Raw genomic sequence first — 19,925 nt, 5'->3', positions numbered from 1 at the left:
TTATCATGATAAGTCCACTAGCTTACGTTAATCCCGATGCAAAAATAGGAAAGGATGTAACTATCCATCCTTTCGCCTATATCGACAAGAACGTCGAGATCGGGGATAACTGCACGATCATGCCGTATGCCAGCATTCTGAGCGGTACACGCATGGGTACAAACAACACGGTCTATCAGGGAGCCATTATCGGGGCTACTCCGCAAGATTTCAAGTTTAAGGGAGAAGATACCCTTTTAAAAATCGGGAATAACAACACGATCCGGGAGAAGGTGATCATCAATCGGGGAACTAACACAACAGATTGCACGATTGTCGGCAATGGGAACTTCCTGCTGGAAAGCGTGCATCTGGCACACGACACCCATCTCGGCAACAACTGCGTGCTGGGAAATGCAGCCAAGACAGCGGGGAATTGCATTGTCGATGACAACGTGATACTGGGTAGTGGAGTGATCGTGAAACACGGGTGTCGCATCGGCACTTGGGCCCTAGTAAAAGACGGGTGCCGGGCCAACAAGGACGTTCCCCCTTACATTGTCGCTGCCCATAACCCAATTGCCTATTACGGAATCAACGCTTACATTCTGCGTAAAGAGCAAAAACTCACGGAAGAAATCATTGACGATATAGCCAAAGCCTACCGTCAAGTGTATCAATGTGGGACAAGCGTTGAAAACGCCCTACTGAGAATCAAGGAGACCATTACTATCGGACCGGAAATTCAATGTATCCTTGATTTCATAGAACAATCCACGAAAGGATTAATCGGTACAACCATGTGACACTAACACTTTTCTAGCAAATAACGATTCGGGGCTGCCAATTCACATTGAGCAGCCCTGAATTCATTTACCCCTTATGCCATCGGTGTCCCAGCACTCTCTCGTCGATAGCATGAGTAAATATCAAGGATAAATCAGGAATAAATTGACGACACGTGTCGAATACTTATCGAACACTTATCGAATAGTTATCGAACACTTACCAGCGAATCACAAGTGTAACAAGCTTTATAGTGTATCTCGTCCAATACTTTCACGCTCCCAGCATTCTCCACATTCCCCATGCCACGAGCATAACTAATAGCAAAATTCCCAGAAAAGCAAACATGAAACGGGTGTAATACACCTTTTCGTCATGTTCTCTCGATTTTATGTCTCTTTCGATTTGTTCCATTTCCCCTTCCGCCAACTTGTTCGGATACCCCGTTAAAGGTTTCTCGTTCATTTTCTCAACGAGATCTTTCATCCGGTCACGACGCTCCTGAAGCATTTTTCGATTCTGTTTCGTGCGTCGAATCATATCAAATACGTGTCCTTCGCCTCCCATGACGTTCATAATTTAGTTAGTAATATCGTACTATAAATATATGAAAAATAATTATAAAAATCAAGTCGTTTTACAAATATTGTTCTATTATTAAAATCCATTTATTCTATTTTTATTCATATATTCGCATGAAGAGATAACAACAATATGCAAGAGCAAATAAACATGATAACCACGCTAGCACCATGTGGGATGAACTGCGAATTATGCCACTCGTTCCAAAACAAGAAAAAGAATTGCCCGGGATGTAGAAGAAGAAGTACCAACTGCGTTATCACAAGATGTGACAAGAGAAAGTTATATTGTTTTGAGTGTTCCCAATATCCTTGTCGGCGCCTCCGTCAACTAGACGAGCGCTACCGTACTCATTACAACATGAGCATGATCGAGAATTTAGAATTTATCAAAGAGTACGGGGAAAACGCTTTTTTACAGCAACAACAGGAGAAATTCCAATGTCCCGGTTGTGGAAAGTTACAAACGGTACATTACGAGGGTTGCATATATTGCAAGCAACAGAAGAGGGAAAAACTTCACCCTCTTCACCCCAAGATATAACTATTTTGAATAAGTTAACGGCGTCGTAATCCAGTTCAGATGCTGCCACGGACGTACTTTCTGCATAATATCAAAACTGGATTGCAGGAATTGATGGACGGCATCAAACGGATCATCATAAGCCAAAGCATCTTCCAGCGTTAGGAAAAACTCTTTCTTCTCGGGCTTGAATATTGCCATCGCGGGACGAATCAAATGATCATTACCTTTTATATCACTTATGAAAGGATAAGGCAACCCGTAGAAAGCAGGACGAGGATAATTCACGTCGCCCGGCCAGAAACCGCACTCGAAATAACGTTCATCGAAAGCATGGTCAGAAATCGGCTTATTCATGCCAAACGGAGCCGACTCTCCGCTATACACGATTCCCGTGAGGTCCATCGTACCGAAATAGTAAGCCGGCCCATCCACTTTTCCCCGGAAACCGGAAAGGAAACCCCGTAATGCCTCGTACGCAAAAAGATGATTTTGATGCCAAAGTTGCACGGCCTCCTTATCGTAATGATGATGTTTGGTGTCCTTGTCAAAATCAATCGGATCGTAGAACTCCTGAGCACGGACATTGATCGCTGTCGGGGAACCGATCTCTTCCAGTCCCTTCATGAACTGTTTGTAGAATTCCATCACGGAAAGCCCGTCCTGTAAAGTAAACGTAACCACTTTCCCGTTCCCGTTACGGAAAACGACCAGATGTTTCATGAAGTTTGCCTGAATCTCGAAAGGAGAATCATCACCGGGTATAATCCCCGTGGATACCCCTTCCACCGTCAAGTAAAGACGCACGTGTGCCCACTCGGGACGTTGATGACAACGCATCAATTTCACTTTTCCCAACATCTGAAGATACATGTGCAGCGTGTCGGCAGTTCCTTGCCAATCCGTATAATTTAAAAATTTCTTGTTCATCTTATTATTTTTTATTTCGTTTCTTTTTTCTTTAACGCCAAGAAGTTAAAAAGGTTCTACTTTTCCACCGTCTGGTTACTTTAAAGTTGATTTTACTAACAAACGATAAATTTAAGGAAACTATTTTTTAACATTCCCGTTATACCTTGAAAGATAAAAATGGGTATGAAATATAAAAGACTGTTTCTAGGAATATGCCTAACGTTACTGGTGGTGATAAGTCAGGCACAAGAACGGGTGTTACCGAAGTTCAAACTCGGGGGAGCGCTCCGTTTTAATTACAATTTCTGCGATTGGAAACCCGGACATCGTGACCGGGGTGGAGATTTTGGTTTCGACGTGTTATACTTCAAATTGTCAGGCTCCTACCGAAATATCATTCTAAGCGCAGACTACCGCTTTTACAGCAAAGATTTCGGTGGTCCCATGCTGAAATACGGGTGGATCGGCTACCAGTTCAACGACAAAAGTCAAATGCAACTGGGACTAACGGGAGTGCCTTTCGGTATTCAACCTATCGCCTCGCACAATTTCTTCCTGCAAATCGCTTATTACATCGGACTAGAAGACGATTCAGACATGGGAATCAAGTATTTATATCAAGGTGACACGTGGGATTTTACTTTCGCTTTTTTCAAGAATGCAGATGAACTACTTTTCGGGTCAGATAACGAGACTTCCGATGATCGATACGGTTACGACGTGGCCGGACGGAACAAAGAGATCAATCAAATCAACGGACAAGCCTTTTATAAATTCGGGGAATCTACCCGGCAACGATTAGGCGGATCGGCAGAGTTCGGACAACTTTACAACCTCGACACCCGCAAGAACGGTACACATTACGCTTTCGCCCTACATTATGAACTAACCACAAAAAGAGTCAGCCTGAAAGCACAATTGACAACTTATGCCATGAACCCTAAAAATGGCGAGGGAGATGACGATGAGCTGATCTCGATGACGGCTTACGGGGCCCCCTATCTGGTAGCCGCCAAGGCAAACGTGTATATGTTGGGAGCCGGGTACACGATCCCGGTAAACAGGAAATTTCTAAAGAAAATACAAGTGTACAACGACTTCGGTTGGCTCGACAAACAGAACAACGATTACAAAGATAGTTTCCAAAACGTCACGGGATGTATGCTGGACGGTGGCCCCGTGTGTATTTACGTGGATTATGCTCTAGGTAAAAATCACGGGTGGCTGGGACCTAATTTCAATGGTTTCGGTGCCGGTGGCGAAAGTGATTCTTGGCACGCCCGTTTTAACGTGAACGTGGGTTATTATTTTTAACTTTTAAACGCAATGCAAATGATAAAAGAGATTTACACTCTATACGTGGAACGTTGGCACTTTTTCCTAGACCTCACGTGGGAGCACCTGCAAATATCACTGATGTCCATCGTGATCGCCACGATGGTTGGATTGGGACTAGGAATCATGATTAGTATGTACCGGAAAAGTTCATCCACCGTGTTGGGCCTCACGAACTTTATTTACACCATCCCGTCAATTGCCCTGTTCGGTTTTTTGATTCCTTTTTCCGGAATCGGTAACACCACGGCCATCATCGCCTTGAGCATTTACGCCCTGCTTCCGATGGTCCATAATACCTACACGGGAATTATCGGCATCGACAAGGAGATTATCGAGGCGGCACGGGGAATGGGCAGCACGACCTTCCAGATACTCTATAAAATACAGATTCCACTGGCATTTCCTGTTATCCTGTCGGGAATACGTAACATGGTCGTGATGACCATCGCCCTCACGGGTATCGCCGCATTTATCGGTGCCGGGGGATTAGGAGTAGCCATCTACCGGGGAATCACAACCAATAATTCGGCCATGACGATTGCCGGGAGTTTATTAATAGCCCTGCTAGCCTTGCTGGCAGATTGGGGTGTGGGACGCTACGAAAAGCATATTAAAAGAAAACGTAAATTACTATGAAAAAAAACATGAAAAACGGACTACTTGCACTATTCATTGGCCTCGTACTCCTTTCGGGATGCGAGTCGAAAAAGGACACGATCCATATTGCCACCAAACCGATGAGCGAACAATTCATTCTCGGAGAGATGCTTGCCCTGCTCATTGAAGAAAACTCCGATTTGCACGTGAAAATCACGAAAGGCGTGGGTGGTGGCACGAGCAACATTCATCCGGCCATGGTCAAGGGAGATTTCGACCTTTACCCGGAATACACGGGTACAGGCTGGTTGGTGATCTTGAAAAAAGACACGCTACTCCCACCCGACCAATTGTTCTCCGAGTTACAAAAAGAATATTCCCGGGAATACGGGCTGAAATGGGTTGCCCCCTACGGCTTTAACAATGCTTATAGCTTGGCTGTAAGTAATGAAATGGCAAAAAAATATAACTTAAAAACATTTTCCGATCTGGCCCTTTATCCCGCTTTATTCACTTTCGGGGCGGAATATGACTTTTACGAAATTAATGACGGGTATGCGGATCTCTGCGCCTACTATAACCTCAAATTCAAGAAAAACTTGGATATGGACATTGGATTGAAGTACGAGGCCATGAAATCCGGCAAGATTGATGTAATCAACATTTTCACGACGGATGGGCAGTTAAGCCACGCGAATCTCACGGTTCTAAAAGATGACAAGCACTTCTTCCCTTCCTACTATTGCGCGACAATCGTACGAGAGGAAACATTGAAGGAACACCCGGAACTGGAAAGGATACTGGAAAAGATGAACGGTATACTGACTGATCAGGAAATGGCCGACATGAATTACAAAGTCGACGTGGAACATCGCACGGAACGGGAAGTTGCCGTGGAGTTTTTAAAGAAAAAAGGTTTACTTAATCCACAATTGAGTTATGGAAAATAATGTTGCTATTCGTTTTGAACACGTCAATAAATCATACGGGAACCGGGAAATATTAAAGGACTTCAACTTGGAGATCCGGAAAGGCGAGTTCCTAACCATTATTGGAAGTTCCGGTTCTGGGAAGACAACCGTACTAAAGTTAATTAACGGGCTGATCTCTCCCACTTTCGGGATCATTTATGTCGATGGGAAAGATATTTCGAAAGAGAACCAAACACTTTTACGTCGTAACATCGGGTACGTCATTCAAGGTATCGGGTTGTTTCCCCACATGACCATTCGTAAAAACATCGCTTACGTCCCCAGCCTACTGAATCACAGGGATAAAGAACGTACCCGCAAAGCGGTGGAACGATTGATTGATGTGGTCGGTCTTGACAGAGATATGCTCGACCGTTACCCGGCAGAACTGTCCGGTGGTCAACGCCAACGAGTTGGTATCGCCCGAGCCCTTGCCGCAAACCCGGATATCCTGCTCATGGACGAACCGTTCGGGGCGGTTGATGAGATTACACGTAAAATGTTACAGAGTGAAATTATTCGCATTCACGAGCAGTTAGGAGTGACTATCGTGTTTATCACCCACGATATAAAAGAAGCTCTAAAACTGGGTACCCGAGTTATGGTCATGAACAAAGGGCTTGTTGAGCAACTGGACACCCCGGATCATATCAGGAATACCCCGGCAACACCTTTCGTGAAAGAATTAATAGAAGGCTGACATTTACAAGTCAGTCTTTTTCTTTCCATTTCACATCACTATTCTTTTTGATGTATATCCGCAATGCGACATAAACATTCCAAAGTAAAATAACCAAACCGACAAACAGTATTAGTTTTAACACCACATACAAAATTCCAACCACTCCTCCTAGCATCATACTTTTTATTATTATTGATTAAACACTTATTTCTATCGAGTTAGGAAAGCTAATGAATATTTTTAATATCTCCTAATAAATCAGCTTTTATGAAAAAATACTTTCTCCGTTTTATTTATAAAATTTGCTTATATTTGCACGAAACGTGCGTACTATGAGAAATTACAACCAGTGTGAATCCGGTCTTATCTACAATGAATTTTCCGTCATTCTGATACAGACCTTTACTTCTGCCGGAATTGAAATTCCCTTGAACCCCGAAACGAATTTCTTCATCAAGAAGGATGATGACGGGCATTTTGACAACCAGTTGTTTACCCATTCGGATAAAGTCATCAACCGTTATCGCTTGAAAGGGTTCGATATATGTATTGACATTGACGGGAACACTCCCGCTAGGCTGTGGGGACACGTACACGTGCGGGCTGCCGTATTTTTCAACAAGACAGTTGAAATCTCCTACCGGATTATCGTGAGCCCGACGGGAAGAATTAACGGGACCAAATTTTGCCAAACAGATGTTCCATTCAACACAGATCAACTGATTGCCGTAGCGGGGATCGTGCAACATGTGGAACATTGGGTTTACAACAACAAGAAGAAAGGCCAAGAAATCGACGGTTCCCTGAAAGTCGTTTCAATCAGTGACCTGCACATCGACGAAGAATCACACGTCCACACGACAACCGTGAAAACGAAAGGCGTTACTTTCGATGAAGTACAAAAACGCTACCGCTATTTTTTTGACAGGCAAAGACAAAACGATTCAAGAAAAAGTAAAGAATCCCAAGAGTTCGAATACGGATGGCATAATTATATCTTTCTGGATATTTGGGAAAGTATCGGTCACGAGGGACGAATCCGTTTTGACCAGATGCGGGAAGACCAAGTTATCGAACATATCGAACAATGTCACAAGGCGGAACTCGTGGGCCTCATGAGTCTTTACCCCGAAGAGTGGCCCTACCGCATGGATTCCAGTTTTGAAGATATTTGTGGGAAAAACATCGCCATTGACACCGATGATCTTGTGCTGGCAAATGAAAACATGAGTCTCGTTATCGGTACGTACGGAAACCGTGGGAAAGAAGCTCCCACCGACTGGAAAAAACACTTGGCCCGACGAGACCGTTATCACGTCAGTTGGCCGGAATATCTTGTGCTAGTCGAAATCCTGTTGGCTAAAAAACACACGATCAACTACGTGCTGAATAAATATATCTTCAATTCCCGACAAGCGATCAAGGATAACAGTCACCCGGAATCAAAGGACGGCCAACAGGGATTCACAATCATCAATGACAAGATTCTAGACATGATCGAGCAAAATGCCCGCCTAAGTATCAGCTTATCCGATGTAATACTGCAACTCGATTCGGTACGCTACCTGCGCTATATGTCTCACAAGCATATGTATCACGAGACAAGCCGAAGACTACGAATTGACGCTGACGAGCAGCAATTAAAGGACATCACGGAAAGAGTGGATAAATCCCTAACAAATGCCAACAATATAGCCGATCTGAAAGAGGCTAACAGCACGAAGAATATTCTTCTTTTCATTTCCATAGCCTCCCTTTTCGGGGTATTATTGGAAGGTAACGGTGAGGCTCCCGTGTTCTCGATGATTTCCAAGGAATTTGGGGTATTCACGGCTGTCGTTCTGGTTGTTATCACTTCTATTGGTATATATTTCAGCATGAAAATCATGATCCGGGTAATTATTCATTATCTCCGGAAAAAGCATAGTAAAATGAAATCACATCAAATTTAATTCACGTACATGATACAGACATATTCTATCGATTACAGGACGCAACTTTGCGAATTTTTCTCTCGCATTATCGAATCACACAAAGCCTACATTTCCCACGGGGAACTACAAATGGGAATCGCTCTCGATAGTAACGAGCTTGCTCCTAATTACAAGGAAATGTGGCTAAATTATCTCGATCGACAAGTAGAAAACCCGGACAACACGCTCCTGCTTTATCTGGAAAACGGAACAATTATCGGGTTCGTTTTGTTCGGTATCACGAATGACGGAGCCAGACCTTACGGGGTTATCTTTGACCTCAGTGTCGATCCCGCATACCGGGGAAAGCGTATCGGACAGGAACTCCTGCAAAGAGCGACGGAAAGTTTCCGGGACAAAGGAATACAGGATTGTTACCTCGAATCGGGCGTCAACAACCATTCTGCCCATCAATTCTTCGAGCATCACGGCTTTAAACAAGTATCCGATATTTTCCGGTTAAAATTGTAGAAAACGAAACTAACAGATTAATTTTTTCAAAGGGATTCCGGTTGTGTTGATTGTTTCAAGATTATTGATTGCCAATTGACACCACGTTTCCCATTTTTCCCCGATATTGAATTGACATTTCCAATACTCCTGCAATTCAGCATCATCAACCTGCTGAATAAATTCTTTTATTGCAGATAATTCCCTGTAAAGTTTCCCAATCACTTTTGACACACCAGAATAACTCTCTCCGTTTTTCGTAATACACTCCTTCCCTCCTGCCGAGAAAATATCTCTTAGATTCGGACAAACAACTCCTTCTTGAGTTGCAAGCCAAACAGCCATCCGATTGAATTTATCCGAACGATTACTTAATAACTCTGGGAAAAAGATAAATCCTTTAATTTGGTATCTCTGTTTCTCTTGCGGAGATAGCGAACTCCACATACGAATCACAAGGTTAGATACCTTAGAATGATCATTATCCAACCACCATAATTCTTCACCTTCTTTAAGCCGGGAACGATAGTAATCAAGAATGGTTCGAATTGGATTCGGTTGACAACGCAATTCATCATAAGGAATTCCCAACTTGTCAAAAATTGTTTCTCCTTTTGATAAATTCATATCTACCAAATAACGAGGAGAGTGAGTTACCACAACTTCCGATAAACACTCTTCGTAAGGCTTGCAAACAAAACAAACCGGTTCACACATTTTTCCAAACAAAAGGTATACTCGCTCCACATCTTCCACTCGAGTCCCCTCAGCAACACTACTTCCCGTAGACTTCCAATGATTAGCTTTCGTTGTTTTCACCTCAACCCCATAATAACCACCGATAACAATATCAGGAAAACGTTGCCCGGAATATTTCACGATCTGATCTTCAAAACATGTCCCGACAGCACATTGTTGCAATACCTCCACGACTTTGTCTTCTAATTTACTACCTAATAAACCAGTATACATTTTCGGAAACGTCAATGCTTCCCGATTCATGAAGTCTATTACTTTTGCTAATAGCTCTTCGAAAGCACGATCATCTTGCATATGAAAACTAAATAATGACTTCATCAGGTTCGAAATAAAGATCCCACAAATTCTCAATTCGTTTTCCTATATGGTAAGCCAATAAAGGCGGAACGGCATTTCCAATAATCTTATAGGCTGCCGAAGGACTTAGAATATATCTCTGTTTGTTTTCCTCATGAGGAATCACAAATTCATAATCAAGAGGGAAAGTCTGTATCAACGCACATTCTCGCGGGGTTAAACGACGCTCTTTCAATCCCTTTTTCAATTCCTTGTCAATGATACCGCCATGTTCTTTTGACAGTCGTCGATATTCAATGTTACCATGATGTTCTGCCCGAATCGTCGGCCCGATCCCGTTAACATCCACCTCTGTCTGACCTTGACAATGAGTACCCATAAACTTGGCTTTGGAATAGACCTTTTGTGCAGGATCATCACTATCTTCCGGTTCCTTCAGTCCGGCAAACATCCCTCCCACCGTCTGGGGGGGCATTAATCCCTTATTCTTAATATGATATGCATGACTGGGTGACGGATAAGGCACGTATTCATCGGGGATAACATCACGCATCAAAGCCTCACGGGCCGCGGGTGTTAACGCAGATTTACGAATACCGATAAAAATCACCCTCTCACGGGATTGGGGAACACCGTAATCTGCGGCGTGCAGAACACGAGGTTCCAGCACGATATACCCGTCTCCATCTGCCCGGGAAAAATCCTGTTGAATAATCTCCTTCACATTGGAAAGATTTACCAATCCTTTCACGTTCTCCGCAATAAACAGCTTGGGCTTCGTGATTTCAATCACCTCTTTCATCCACATATATAACTTACCGCGGGTTTCTTCCGAGGCAATCTCCCCATCAATAATTTTTCCCTTATGATCTTTATGAGAATTGAAACCGTTACGTTTCCCCGCCACACTGAAATCCTGACACGGGAAACCTCCTGTAACCACGTCTACTTTTTCCGGGAAAACCAGTTCCCCTGCCTTGTGCCGTTTCACGAGATCCACGATACTTTCCTCCCGGTAAACATCCGGCGTGTAACCGTACTTGGCGAAATAATGGGTCCAAGCCGTCCGGGCCTCTTTCAAAATATCATTGGCGAAAACAAGTTGGAAACGAGTAGAATGTAATTTTACCAATTCACCTCGCTCCTGCTTTTCAATAAAATCAGGATTACTTTTCTCGTTAATACATCCCTTATGGATAGAGAATCCTCCTTCCAATCCTAAATCCATTCCACCACAACCTGAAAATAAAGATAATACCCGAATCGTTTTAGATGCCATTTACTTGTACGTTTTTACACCTACAAAAATAACAATATTTATCGGGTTATTGACACTGCTCGGAAAATTTATCCGCCATTTATTCCTTCCTCGGTTAATCAACCATTTAACCAATTCCCCCAAGTTTTACATCCCCGGGTTCACAACGTTAATTCCGTTACAATCCCACCACTTTCATTCCCGTGAATGCCTCGCTCGCAGCATGATCAAAGAAATTGATTAACTCCGCAAAACTTATCCACGTGTAAACAACAATACTCGTGATGACGACCAGTAGTAGAACTACGATTACCATTTGATTCCATTTAGTTTTCATCTCTTTTCATTTTAAAAGTTACTAACTCAAATCAAACTCTCGCTCCTATCATTGCTCACTGTAAATATATAACATTATTTTGTATTTACCAAACATTTTCTTAATGAAATCATAAATTTAACACCATGTAAAATATATTCCAAAACACCACTCACAAGTCCAGTTCCCGACGACAATGAATCAGCCGATCACGCAAATATTTGATACTTTTGTTCTTTTGAACCTTCACCGTGTTCACACTAATGCCCAATTTATCGGCAATTTCCTTCCCGGAGAAACCACTAATACTTAATTTCATGATCTGCCGTCTCACTCGCGGTAAATCACCAATATGAAGATGTAGCAAGCGCACGATCTCTTCCTGTACGGTGTCCAGCATGAAATCCTTCGAGAAATCCTCGTTTTCTTTCTCTTGGTCTATTTTATCAAGAATCATCGCTCTTTTTCTCTTGTTACGGATATATAGTAAAGAATTATTATACAAAGATTTATACAAGTACCCCATCAATTCCCGGCCGGAAGCGAACCGAATATCCGAGTGCCAGAGATTCACCAGCAAGTCCTGCACGATGTCCTTGGAGCAATCCATATCCTTCACGATCGACTCCACGTACACGCACATCGCCGCATAGCAAGACGTGTAGAGTTGCTCCCAGCATCTTTCATTCTTTGCGTTAATGCCCGACAAAATAGATTCAAGGTTTACCATATCTATTTCTATTAGACGTCAAATATCATTTACATCGAGATAAAACATCAATTGAAGACACAAGAACAGCCAAGGGGCGAAGATTCAATAATCACCGATTATCTACCCCTCGTCAGAAGAATTTAATTCACATTTTCCTTTGTCCCGTTCTTCGTTTGTTACAATTTGTTTATCTAATAAATCCTATCACTTAGTGCCACGTATTCAGAATAAAAATACCTAAAAATGAGATAGGTATTACTTAAAAACACAAAATATAAACGATTTTAATAAATTTATTTAACCATCCGGCTGTATAGCCGGATGGTTAAACGGCCTTCTATCGGCACGACACTCCATATCATTTTAAATCGCATGTTTAGCCGGGCCATCATACCGTATATCAACAATCTTACCGTAATTCTTGGTTGACGTCCACTTCGGAGTGATACCCGTGCCAAAGTGGGAGTTATTCACGTTGAACATGTATATTTCCCCGGTTTCAAGCGCCACAGTTAAATCCATTCCCATCGAGCTACCTCCATTTCCCGCATCTGTCGACGAGATCCGGGCTATTTTCCGACCTCCGAAGTCAAACAACTTGATCGGGTCTGTTCCTCCCGTTCCCCGGAATATGTATCCCCACAATTCACTATGGGAAGCACCGGAACTAAAGAACAGAAATTCATATTGCCCGGCGGGTGAAACAAAGAATTGCCCATCCTCTCGAATCGCATACTGGAAAGCCGCGGGAAATGCTCTCTCGATTTTGGGGATAGCCTTGTTAATCCATAGTTCAAAATCGTAAGCAAATTGGAAGGTATAGATGCAATATTGCCCGACGGTCTCACTCCCCGCCCGGTTGTCTTTATAAAGCATAAACACATCAGATGTCCGATCTGGAATTCCCCATTCCGATATGACTTGTCCCACGTAAGAGCCACAATACAGGACATCAATGTCTTTCAGGTTATTCAAGGCGAGAGTAATACCGGGAACAGACTCCGTGAATATCTCGGATATTGCGTTCGCATCTCCCCACACGCCTTCGTACTCCAAGTCGTTATGATCTTGGATGAAGAGCAAGCGATGATGTAGCACGTCGAGAGCGAAAGTTCCCGTGGTATTTCCGGAGTAAGGCATCCGTATCAAACGATCGATTTTCATTCCTCCCTCTATCGTGGCAGGGACATCGAGGTATTTACCCGTGAACCATACATCCAGATTTTCGACTGCTTTCATGTATAGTCCCCCGTCCTCCGAGAGTAGGATATGACTCTTTTGGTTCGCCACGGCATCTTTGAAGATCACGTTGGGTAACACGCCATTAATGAAATCATCCTTCAAGTCCAGAGCCCGACGATAATCCTGATTCCCCATGTAGATCGGACCAATACCCCCGTTTTGAAGAAGGAGTAACATACCGGGGGCTGACGAACTTCCGCCCCCCAGCCAATGATTCATAATCTTGACCGGATGACCGCCCAGTTCCTGTCCTCCGTTCTGTGTCGGATAATAATCCACCATCTCGCGGAAACGGTACACGTAATTAGTACCCTCCCAGTTACTTGCATCTTCAAGTATAGAGAAACAAGCTTTCCCATCCACCTCGGAAAGTACCATCCATGCCTCGGAGGTGGATTCACTGTTCGTGGGCCACATCGCTAACTCCTCGTGAATGATCTGATAGCCTGTCAACGTGTCGGTGATAAACAAGGAAACTCTTATAAAACCACCCATATCCGTTTCCCAAACCAGTTGTTTCCCAAACCCGATGGTCTTCACCTCATCAGTAGTCCCATTCTCGGCAATCCACTCAAATTTCAGAGCGAGAGCCGTGGAATCACCCGTGTACTCAAGAATAGGTTCGACTATCACCACGTCACCAACCGTTAAATCCCAGAAACTCCCAAGTTCCTCCTCATTCGTGATATAACCGAGAACTTTCACCTCAGGAATCCCCGCATAGTCATAATTTCCCTTATCGTCAAAACAACCGAAAAGGAAAAACATCACCATAGCACACCATATATATTTATGTATCTTCATGACATTTGTTTTATTTATCCAACAATAGGAACACTCATTTCCACGTCACCATCCATGACCGGATTCCCGCCATTCTTCAATTCCAGCAAGTGGTATTTTAATTTCAAGGCGTAATACCTTAATTCGGTAGGCCCGAAGTTCGTCATATCGCTAATGCCGGTAGCCTCGATGAACTCGGCATACTTTGCATCACTATAATCACCAAGGTAGTACTGCGTGATATGGGCATCCCACCACGCCGGGGCAATCGCCTTAGAGGTAAAAATCACCCGCTGGCTACGGGCATTCTTGGTCGGGCCGACTTCGAAATTAGTTGTCGGAGTGACTTTTAGTACTACCCGAAACATCTGGTTATCGAGTTTTGGCGTTTTGATCAATTTCAACACAAGCGTGTCCCGCTCCTTACCCACCGGCCACGTTCTCTCCGATTCGAAATCGAAATCCGTTCCTTTCACGGCGGTAGTCAGGCTCTCATCCACGTCAACGCGGTAGGTCATGGCCTCCGTCACCGGATCCCCGGCAAACAATAGCTCCAACCGAATATCATGCGTGGTCTCGTCCGGGTAGAAGAAAAAAGACTCGGTGATACTATCGGCCGTTATTCCTTTCGCAAAATACAGGTACCTCGTCGAATCGTAAGTCGTGAACTTATCCTCGGAACAAGCCGTGAAAACGCACATGGTCACGAGAATTATAATTATGTATCTCATCTTCATTTACTTTTTTAGGTTTACAAATTCTAAAAGACCACTTCCTCGCTTTTAGGAACAGGCAGCGCATACTGGTCACGGAAATCAATATTCTGTATCCCGTCAAAAACAGGCAGGTTCAAGCGTTTGAACAAGTAGAATGATTGTCCCTCACCGATGAACTCCTTCCGGGCATCGGTCAGCATGGCTTGAATGTACCCGGCTTCGGTGGAGATCATGTTCAGATCATCCAAAGATATATCCCCGCGGGCACTTCTGATTTCCCTGAGCAAGTCCACGGCCTCGCTTATTTGCCCGATAGATGCCAAGTACTCACCCTTGATGTAATACAATTCGCTCTTGCGTAAAATAGGAAGATATGCAACATCATTATTCCCTTTTTTACTCTTGATAGACAAGTAATTTCCGCTCAACATACTGAGCAAACGCTCAAACCGACCGTCTATCTGATGCTGTGCCGGGAATAAATCATAAACATTACGTATATAAAGCGGCCGTTCGGCCGTCATAAACGGGGCATTTATATCTCCCGCACGAGTATTATAAACATTAAAAACCACATCACTCAACAGGCGACCATACCCCGGCTCAAGCCAGTCCATGTTCTCAAATCCCCACGGTTCCCACTTACCGCCCATTGCGAATGCCTCCTCGATGGCATCGTACGCTTTCTTTTTCTCTCCCATGTAGGAATACACGCGTGCCAATATTCCCCGTATGGATGACATATTCATGCGAGAACGTTGGTGACCGAAGAATTCTGCGATTTCACTTTCGGTATTCCAATCCGTCCAAAAACGTTCCATGATATGCCATATCCGGATAACTTCCTCGTCATAATAATCACTATAAACGATGGCCGAATCCCACGGAACCATACACGTATGAGCCTCTAGTAAATCACGCTCCACGTTTTCCAATACTTGTTTTACGGTCAATTTATTATTAATCACGGACTCCGAGCTGGTCACGTAAGGAATCCACGAGCCATTTTCATTCACCGCGGGAGCCGGGGCAAAAAGCCGAAGCAAATCGAAATGAACAAATGCCCGCACGGCAAGAGCCTCTCCCCGTATTTTCAACCGTTCGGGTTCACCAAGCTCGAAAATACTGTTGGAGGCTTTATCCACGTGTTCGATAATATTGTTACAATCGGCAATAACCTTGTACATTCCCGACCAAATCCCGTCGATTATCGGTAGGACATTGGCATTTTCGTACTGGCAATCATTCACCTCTTGGTAAGCGTTATCTAAATTCTGCCGGATGTAGTACTGCCCCAGAACATCTAGGAAACCCCACGTTAATTCTTGGGCATACAGGCTACTACTCCCCAAACTTTTATACAAACCGTTCACCTGCATCCGGAAACCGTTTCCCTTCTCGTAAAGGTCATCACTACTCACTTGGGTTTCCGGGCTTACCTCGAACCAATCATTACAGGAGGTTAAGGTAAAAAACAGGAAAAGTCCCATGATATATCTTATTGTTTTCATGTTCATAGTTTTAATTCGATTAGAATCTAACATTCACGGAAAAATTTACCGAGTTCGCATACGGGTAACTTAAACCTCTTTCAGCCTTCACCGTGGAAAGCCGCCACAGATCGTTCGTTCCGACTTCAATCCGGATATTCTCTATCCCGATCCGTTTCAACATCTCCCGGTCCAGCTCGTAACCAATCGTCATGGAATTCCAACTCAACACGTTATTCCTCTGCATAAAACGGGAAGTCGGATCGGTAGTCTGTGTATTATCCTTAATATCCTTGTACATGACCACATCCCCGAATTTCTTCCAACGCTGGCTCATGGCACGACGATCCACGTTATATTCCTCGATCTTGGCATTTTCCACCTTGTCTATCAACGTCTCATTATAGAAATCGCCACCGAATTCATACAGGAAACTGGTACTGAACATGATGTTCTTCCACCGTAAATTCACACCGAAAGAACCGGTACCCCAAGGCATTTCATCCCCGATATTCCGCATCTCTGTCGCGCTCCAGTCGTAACTTACCGTTCCATCCCGGTACACGTAGAGTTCCTGACCGTTCGCAGGGTCTATTCCAAGGGATTTCAACCCGTACTTTGCGGAAAGGGATTGCCCTTCCTCGTATTTCGTCATCACCCGGTTCAGGTTTGGATTGTCCTTGTCCCAGAGACTTTCGATTTCTTGATTGTAATACTCGTTCACCGCATCATTATAAGCCTTCAAGGCATCGGATATTTTCTTTATCTTGTTCGTGTTGTGCGCCAAGTTGGCAAAGACTGCCACGTACCAATCTGCCGTGCTGAGTAAATCGCTTCGGAATTGAATCTCGAATCCTTTGTTCTCGACTTTTCCCATGTTACTCTTGTATGTCTTGAATCCCGTGGAACTTGGCAAGGTGACATCGGTGATCAGGCCGTTCGTGATTTCATTGTACCATGAAAACTCAAGGTAAAGTAGATTCTTCAATAAACCCAACTCGAAACCGACATCGAATTTATTGGTCTTTTCCCATTTCAGATCCCTATTCCCGCGGGTTGTCATCAAGCTTGCTGCCGGACCGGAAATATACCATTCGTCAATATCAATCTCGTGAGTAGGAACGGCCGCGTATGGGGCGAAATTCACCTTACCCGTTTGCCCGAAGGAACCACGCACTTTCAGGTGATTGATAAAACCGTATTTCTCCATGAAATCGTACTTGTGAATATTCAATCCCAAACCTCCTGAAAAGAAAGGAGCGTAACGTTTGTCGGAACCGAACTCGGAAGAACCGTCAATTCGAAGGGATGCATCCAGAAGGTATATGTCTTGATACGAGTAGTTCAAGCGAGCGAACATACCGAATAGACGAGTTTGCACTTCTTGAAAACTAGGTTTATAAGGCATCGACCGGGCAAATTCGGGTGAAGAAAATTCGGCAGACTGGAACCCTTTATAAGTTCCGGTATTCGTGCGCCTGCGTGTCGTTTTTACTTCCAATCCACCCCCGACATTGATGTTATGATTATTGATCGATTCATTATAGGAAATAGCCAGTTTCCCCTCCCACGAGGTATATTCCGTGTTCGTTAATGTTAAACTCCCCACATTAGTTCGGTCATCACCATATTCCAAGTTATTTTTAACGGATAAAGGATCAATAAAAGCCTCCCGCTTACCCGTTGAATGACTGATACCCAACTCTCCTTTTACCCAGAAAGTAGGCTTGATAAACCAGTTCACGCTCAAGTTTTCGACCAGCACGTTAGTTTGCCCCTTGTCAAAATTACCCAAATCGGCCTCGTATAATGGGTTGTACGGTTCGAAATCCAATACCCGCGACCATTGTAAAATACGCAACATTTTACCGTCGTCATCCTTGTAGCGCTCGTAGGGTAACATCTTGGTATATTGCGAAAATTCCCCGTAAGGTGATTCCTTCTCTTTTGTCACGCCATAACTGATATAATTACTCACCTGTACTTTCGAAGTCGTGTAGTAAATCGAGAATCCGGCATCGATACGATCCCGGTAAGATCCTTTCATGACCCCGTTCTCGTTATTATACCCTAAATCAATCCCGTAACGGAATTCCTCGTTTCCCCCTTCTAGATACAAACTATGTTTATGGTTAAATTCCGTACGCAAGGGTTTCGCCAACCAATAGGTGTTTACTCCTTCCCGTACGTTTTTCAGTTTCCCTTGGTATTCTTCAATTCTCATTTTTTGTATCCAAAAATCCTCTCCTTCCCCATCGTACATGCCGGATGCCACTTCTGCCTCTAGTTTCTGACGGGCATTCATCAGGTTATAATCATTCAAGTTAGGCATTGAGATTGTCCCAACCATGTTGTAAGTCACCCGCACTTCCCCCGATTTGGGGGCTACCGTCGTGATGACCACCACGCCATTGGCTGCCCGAGAACCGTACAACGCTGTCGCCGCCGCATCTTTGAGTATCGTTATACTCTCGATACGGTTCGGGTCCATGTCATACACTTTTTGTATCGTGGTCTCGAAATTATCCATGATAAAAATCGGTAGGTTGGGATTATTCTCCAAGGCAGATTTGGAAAGCGTGTTGCGGTCCAAATCCTTCACCCCGATACTCGATTGTCCCCGGATCTGCATTTCCGGCAAGGCATTCGGGTCGGACCCCCATTGATTATTGGTCTTCACCCGGAACGAAGGATCATACACCTCCAAAGCCTTCATGACATTCGTTTTGGAAACTTTCAACAGTTCATCCCGGGAAACCGTCACCGAATTACCCGTGAAGCTCGTTTTCCGTACATTACCGTAACCGGTTACGACCACTTCTTCCACCTCTTTCGTGTCAAATTTCATGCGTACCACTACTTCCCGCGTAAAGTTCGTGATCGCAACCTCTTGAGTTTCCATTCCCACGAAACTCACCAACAGATAAATCGTATCCATCTTGGGCAAACTGAACACGAACATTCCCTGATCATTTGTGCTTCCCCCGATACTCGTTCCCTTCACGATTACCGTGGCACCGGGTAAAGTCATTCCCTTCTCGTCCAACACCTTTCCCCGAACACTAACAGGCTCTAATGTCTTCTGCCGCTTTTGGATCACGATCATATTCTGAAACAAGCGGAAAGTATATTCCGTTCCCTCTAAACAGGCTTGAAGCACCTGTGACGCCGGAACAGATTTGAAAGAATGTGTCACGGCCGGAATCTTCTGCACCTCCTCGTTATTATAAAGGAAATCAAACTTCGTGTGACGCTTAATGTAATTGATCACGTCTATAAAGGGAGTTTCGTTGAACTCCACGGTCAATCTCGGCTCATCGTTCGACTGCGCCCGACTGACTCCGATTCCAAAGGACTGCAACAGGATCACCAGCATCAACAACGTGCCGACTCTCCCGCGTTTTGCAGATAGATTAGACTTCTTCTTTTTCATATAGATCAGTTTTAATTTTCATAAGGATGAAACCTTGCTTGACATCATATCCCATTACGATCTCCCGCACGGGTTTCACCACAGTTTGTAGATTAGTTAGTAGGTATACTTCTCCCATTTAGAATAC

The 19,925-nt window shown here is 44.0% G+C and carries 20 protein-coding genes; 8 read left to right on the top strand and 12 right to left on the bottom strand.

What is annotated here, in order from left to right:
• Positions 1-5 precede the first annotated feature (5 nt).
• Entirely contained in the window at positions 6-785 is a 780-nt protein-coding gene (lpxA, locus tag QVC79_RS17440) for an acyl-ACP--UDP-N-acetylglucosamine O-acyltransferase (RefSeq protein ID WP_124317476.1), read from the top strand.
• Positions 786-1,038: 253 nt separating this feature from the next.
• Here the strand turns inward: lpxA and QVC79_RS17435 are convergent, their stop codons facing one another.
• Entirely contained in the window at positions 1,039-1,341 is a 303-nt protein-coding gene (locus tag QVC79_RS17435) for a hypothetical protein (RefSeq protein ID WP_124317477.1), read from the bottom strand.
• Positions 1,342-1,713: 372 nt separating this feature from the next.
• Here QVC79_RS17435 and QVC79_RS17430 point away from each other — a divergent pair, with 372 nt between their 5' ends.
• Positions 1,714-1,890: a hypothetical protein gene (locus tag QVC79_RS17430; RefSeq protein ID WP_241241707.1), complete on the top strand. Its 177-nt coding sequence runs from the start codon at positions 1,714-1,716 to the stop codon at positions 1,888-1,890.
• Here QVC79_RS17430 and QVC79_RS17425 read toward each other — a convergent pair whose 3' ends face one another.
• Positions 1,891-2,799: a DUF5996 family protein gene (locus QVC79_RS17425; protein ID WP_270593935.1), complete on the bottom strand. Its 909-nt coding sequence runs from the start codon at positions 2,797-2,799 to the stop codon at positions 1,891-1,893. It abuts the gene before it with no gap.
• Between the two features lie 165 nt (positions 2,800-2,964).
• Between QVC79_RS17425 and QVC79_RS17420 the strand changes: the two genes are divergently transcribed.
• From QVC79_RS17420 to QVC79_RS17405, 4 genes are read left to right on the top strand one after another with little or no spacing between them, the layout of a single operon-like run.
• Positions 2,965-4,095, top strand: a complete 1,131-nt coding sequence (locus QVC79_RS17420; protein ID WP_270593933.1) for a hypothetical protein — start codon at positions 2,965-2,967, stop codon at positions 4,093-4,095.
• A gap of 18 nt (positions 4,096-4,113) precedes the next feature.
• Complete coding sequence (locus QVC79_RS17415) at positions 4,114-4,755, top strand: ABC transporter permease (protein WP_124317252.1); 642 nt, start codon at positions 4,114-4,116, stop codon at positions 4,753-4,755.
• The gene (locus tag QVC79_RS17410; protein WP_270593931.1) at positions 4,752-5,666 is read left to right on the top strand and encodes a glycine betaine ABC transporter substrate-binding protein; all 915 of its coding nucleotides are present in this window, start codon (positions 4,752-4,754) and stop codon (positions 5,664-5,666) included. Before QVC79_RS17415 ends, QVC79_RS17410 begins: the two co-directional genes overlap by 4 nt.
• The gene (locus QVC79_RS17405) at positions 5,656-6,387 is read left to right on the top strand and encodes an ATP-binding cassette domain-containing protein (protein ID WP_270593930.1); all 732 of its coding nucleotides are present in this window, start codon (positions 5,656-5,658) and stop codon (positions 6,385-6,387) included. The genes QVC79_RS17410 and QVC79_RS17405 overlap by 11 nt, the downstream gene beginning before the upstream one ends.
• 10 nt (positions 6,388-6,397) lie before the next feature.
• Here QVC79_RS17405 and QVC79_RS17400 read toward each other — a convergent pair whose 3' ends face one another.
• Complete coding sequence (locus tag QVC79_RS17400; RefSeq protein ID WP_158571833.1) at positions 6,398-6,547, bottom strand: hypothetical protein; 150 nt, start codon at positions 6,545-6,547, stop codon at positions 6,398-6,400.
• 154 nt (positions 6,548-6,701) lie between these two features.
• On the opposite strand from QVC79_RS17400, the gene QVC79_RS17395 reads away from it, so the two are divergent.
• Both QVC79_RS17395 and QVC79_RS17390 read left to right on the top strand, forming a co-directional pair.
• Positions 6,702-8,321 carry a hypothetical protein gene (locus QVC79_RS17395; RefSeq protein ID WP_124317249.1) on the top strand — a complete coding sequence of 540 codons (1,620 nt, stop codon included), beginning with the start codon at positions 6,702-6,704 and terminating at the stop codon, positions 8,319-8,321.
• A 9-nt stretch (positions 8,322-8,330) separates the two neighbouring features.
• Positions 8,331-8,813 (top strand): GNAT family N-acetyltransferase, encoded by a 483-nt coding sequence (locus QVC79_RS17390; protein WP_270593929.1) that lies wholly within the window; start codon positions 8,331-8,333, stop codon positions 8,811-8,813.
• Positions 8,814-8,822: 9 nt separating this feature from the next.
• Here the strand turns inward: QVC79_RS17390 and QVC79_RS17385 are convergent, their stop codons facing one another.
• From QVC79_RS17385 to QVC79_RS17345, 9 genes are all read right to left on the bottom strand, one after another.
• A complete protein-coding gene (locus QVC79_RS17385) occupies positions 8,823-9,869 on the bottom strand; it encodes a hypothetical protein (RefSeq protein WP_124317247.1) in 1,047 nt (348 codons plus the stop codon).
• Positions 9,853-11,127 (bottom strand): DNA cytosine methyltransferase, encoded by a 1,275-nt coding sequence (locus QVC79_RS17380; RefSeq protein ID WP_124317246.1) that lies wholly within the window; start codon positions 11,125-11,127, stop codon positions 9,853-9,855. Before QVC79_RS17380 ends, QVC79_RS17385 begins: the two co-directional genes overlap by 17 nt.
• 157 nt (positions 11,128-11,284) lie before the next feature.
• Positions 11,285-11,443: a hypothetical protein gene (locus QVC79_RS17375; RefSeq protein WP_158571832.1), complete on the bottom strand. Its 159-nt coding sequence runs from the start codon at positions 11,441-11,443 to the stop codon at positions 11,285-11,287.
• A 151-nt stretch (positions 11,444-11,594) separates the two neighbouring features.
• The gene (locus QVC79_RS17370; RefSeq protein WP_124317245.1) at positions 11,595-12,152 is read right to left on the bottom strand and encodes a sigma-70 family RNA polymerase sigma factor; all 558 of its coding nucleotides are present in this window, start codon (positions 12,150-12,152) and stop codon (positions 11,595-11,597) included.
• A 345-nt stretch (positions 12,153-12,497) separates the two neighbouring features.
• Positions 12,498-14,180, bottom strand: a complete 1,683-nt coding sequence (locus QVC79_RS17365; protein WP_124317469.1) for a PKD-like family lipoprotein — start codon at positions 14,178-14,180, stop codon at positions 12,498-12,500.
• A 14-nt stretch (positions 14,181-14,194) separates the two neighbouring features.
• A complete protein-coding gene (locus QVC79_RS17360) occupies positions 14,195-14,890 on the bottom strand; it encodes a DUF4843 domain-containing protein (RefSeq protein WP_164719738.1) in 696 nt (231 codons plus the stop codon).
• A gap of 29 nt (positions 14,891-14,919) precedes the next feature.
• Entirely contained in the window at positions 14,920-16,386 is a 1,467-nt protein-coding gene (locus QVC79_RS17355; protein ID WP_270593925.1) for a RagB/SusD family nutrient uptake outer membrane protein, read from the bottom strand.
• 19 nt (positions 16,387-16,405) lie between these two features.
• Positions 16,406-19,798: a SusC/RagA family TonB-linked outer membrane protein gene (locus QVC79_RS17350; RefSeq protein ID WP_270593923.1), complete on the bottom strand. Its 3,393-nt coding sequence runs from the start codon at positions 19,796-19,798 to the stop codon at positions 16,406-16,408.
• Entirely contained in the window at positions 19,779-19,916 is a 138-nt protein-coding gene (locus QVC79_RS17345) for a hypothetical protein (RefSeq protein WP_287642526.1), read from the bottom strand. Before QVC79_RS17345 ends, QVC79_RS17350 begins: the two co-directional genes overlap by 20 nt.
• Positions 19,917-19,925 lie beyond the last annotated feature (9 nt).

Origin of the sequence: Butyricimonas sp. (assembly GCF_019423355.1) — a bacterium.
GTDB lineage: Bacteria > Bacteroidota > Bacteroidia > Bacteroidales > Marinifilaceae > Butyricimonas > Butyricimonas faecihominis.
Note: the sequence above shows the minus strand (reverse complement) of the source record. Positions and strands in the feature narration are given on the sequence as shown.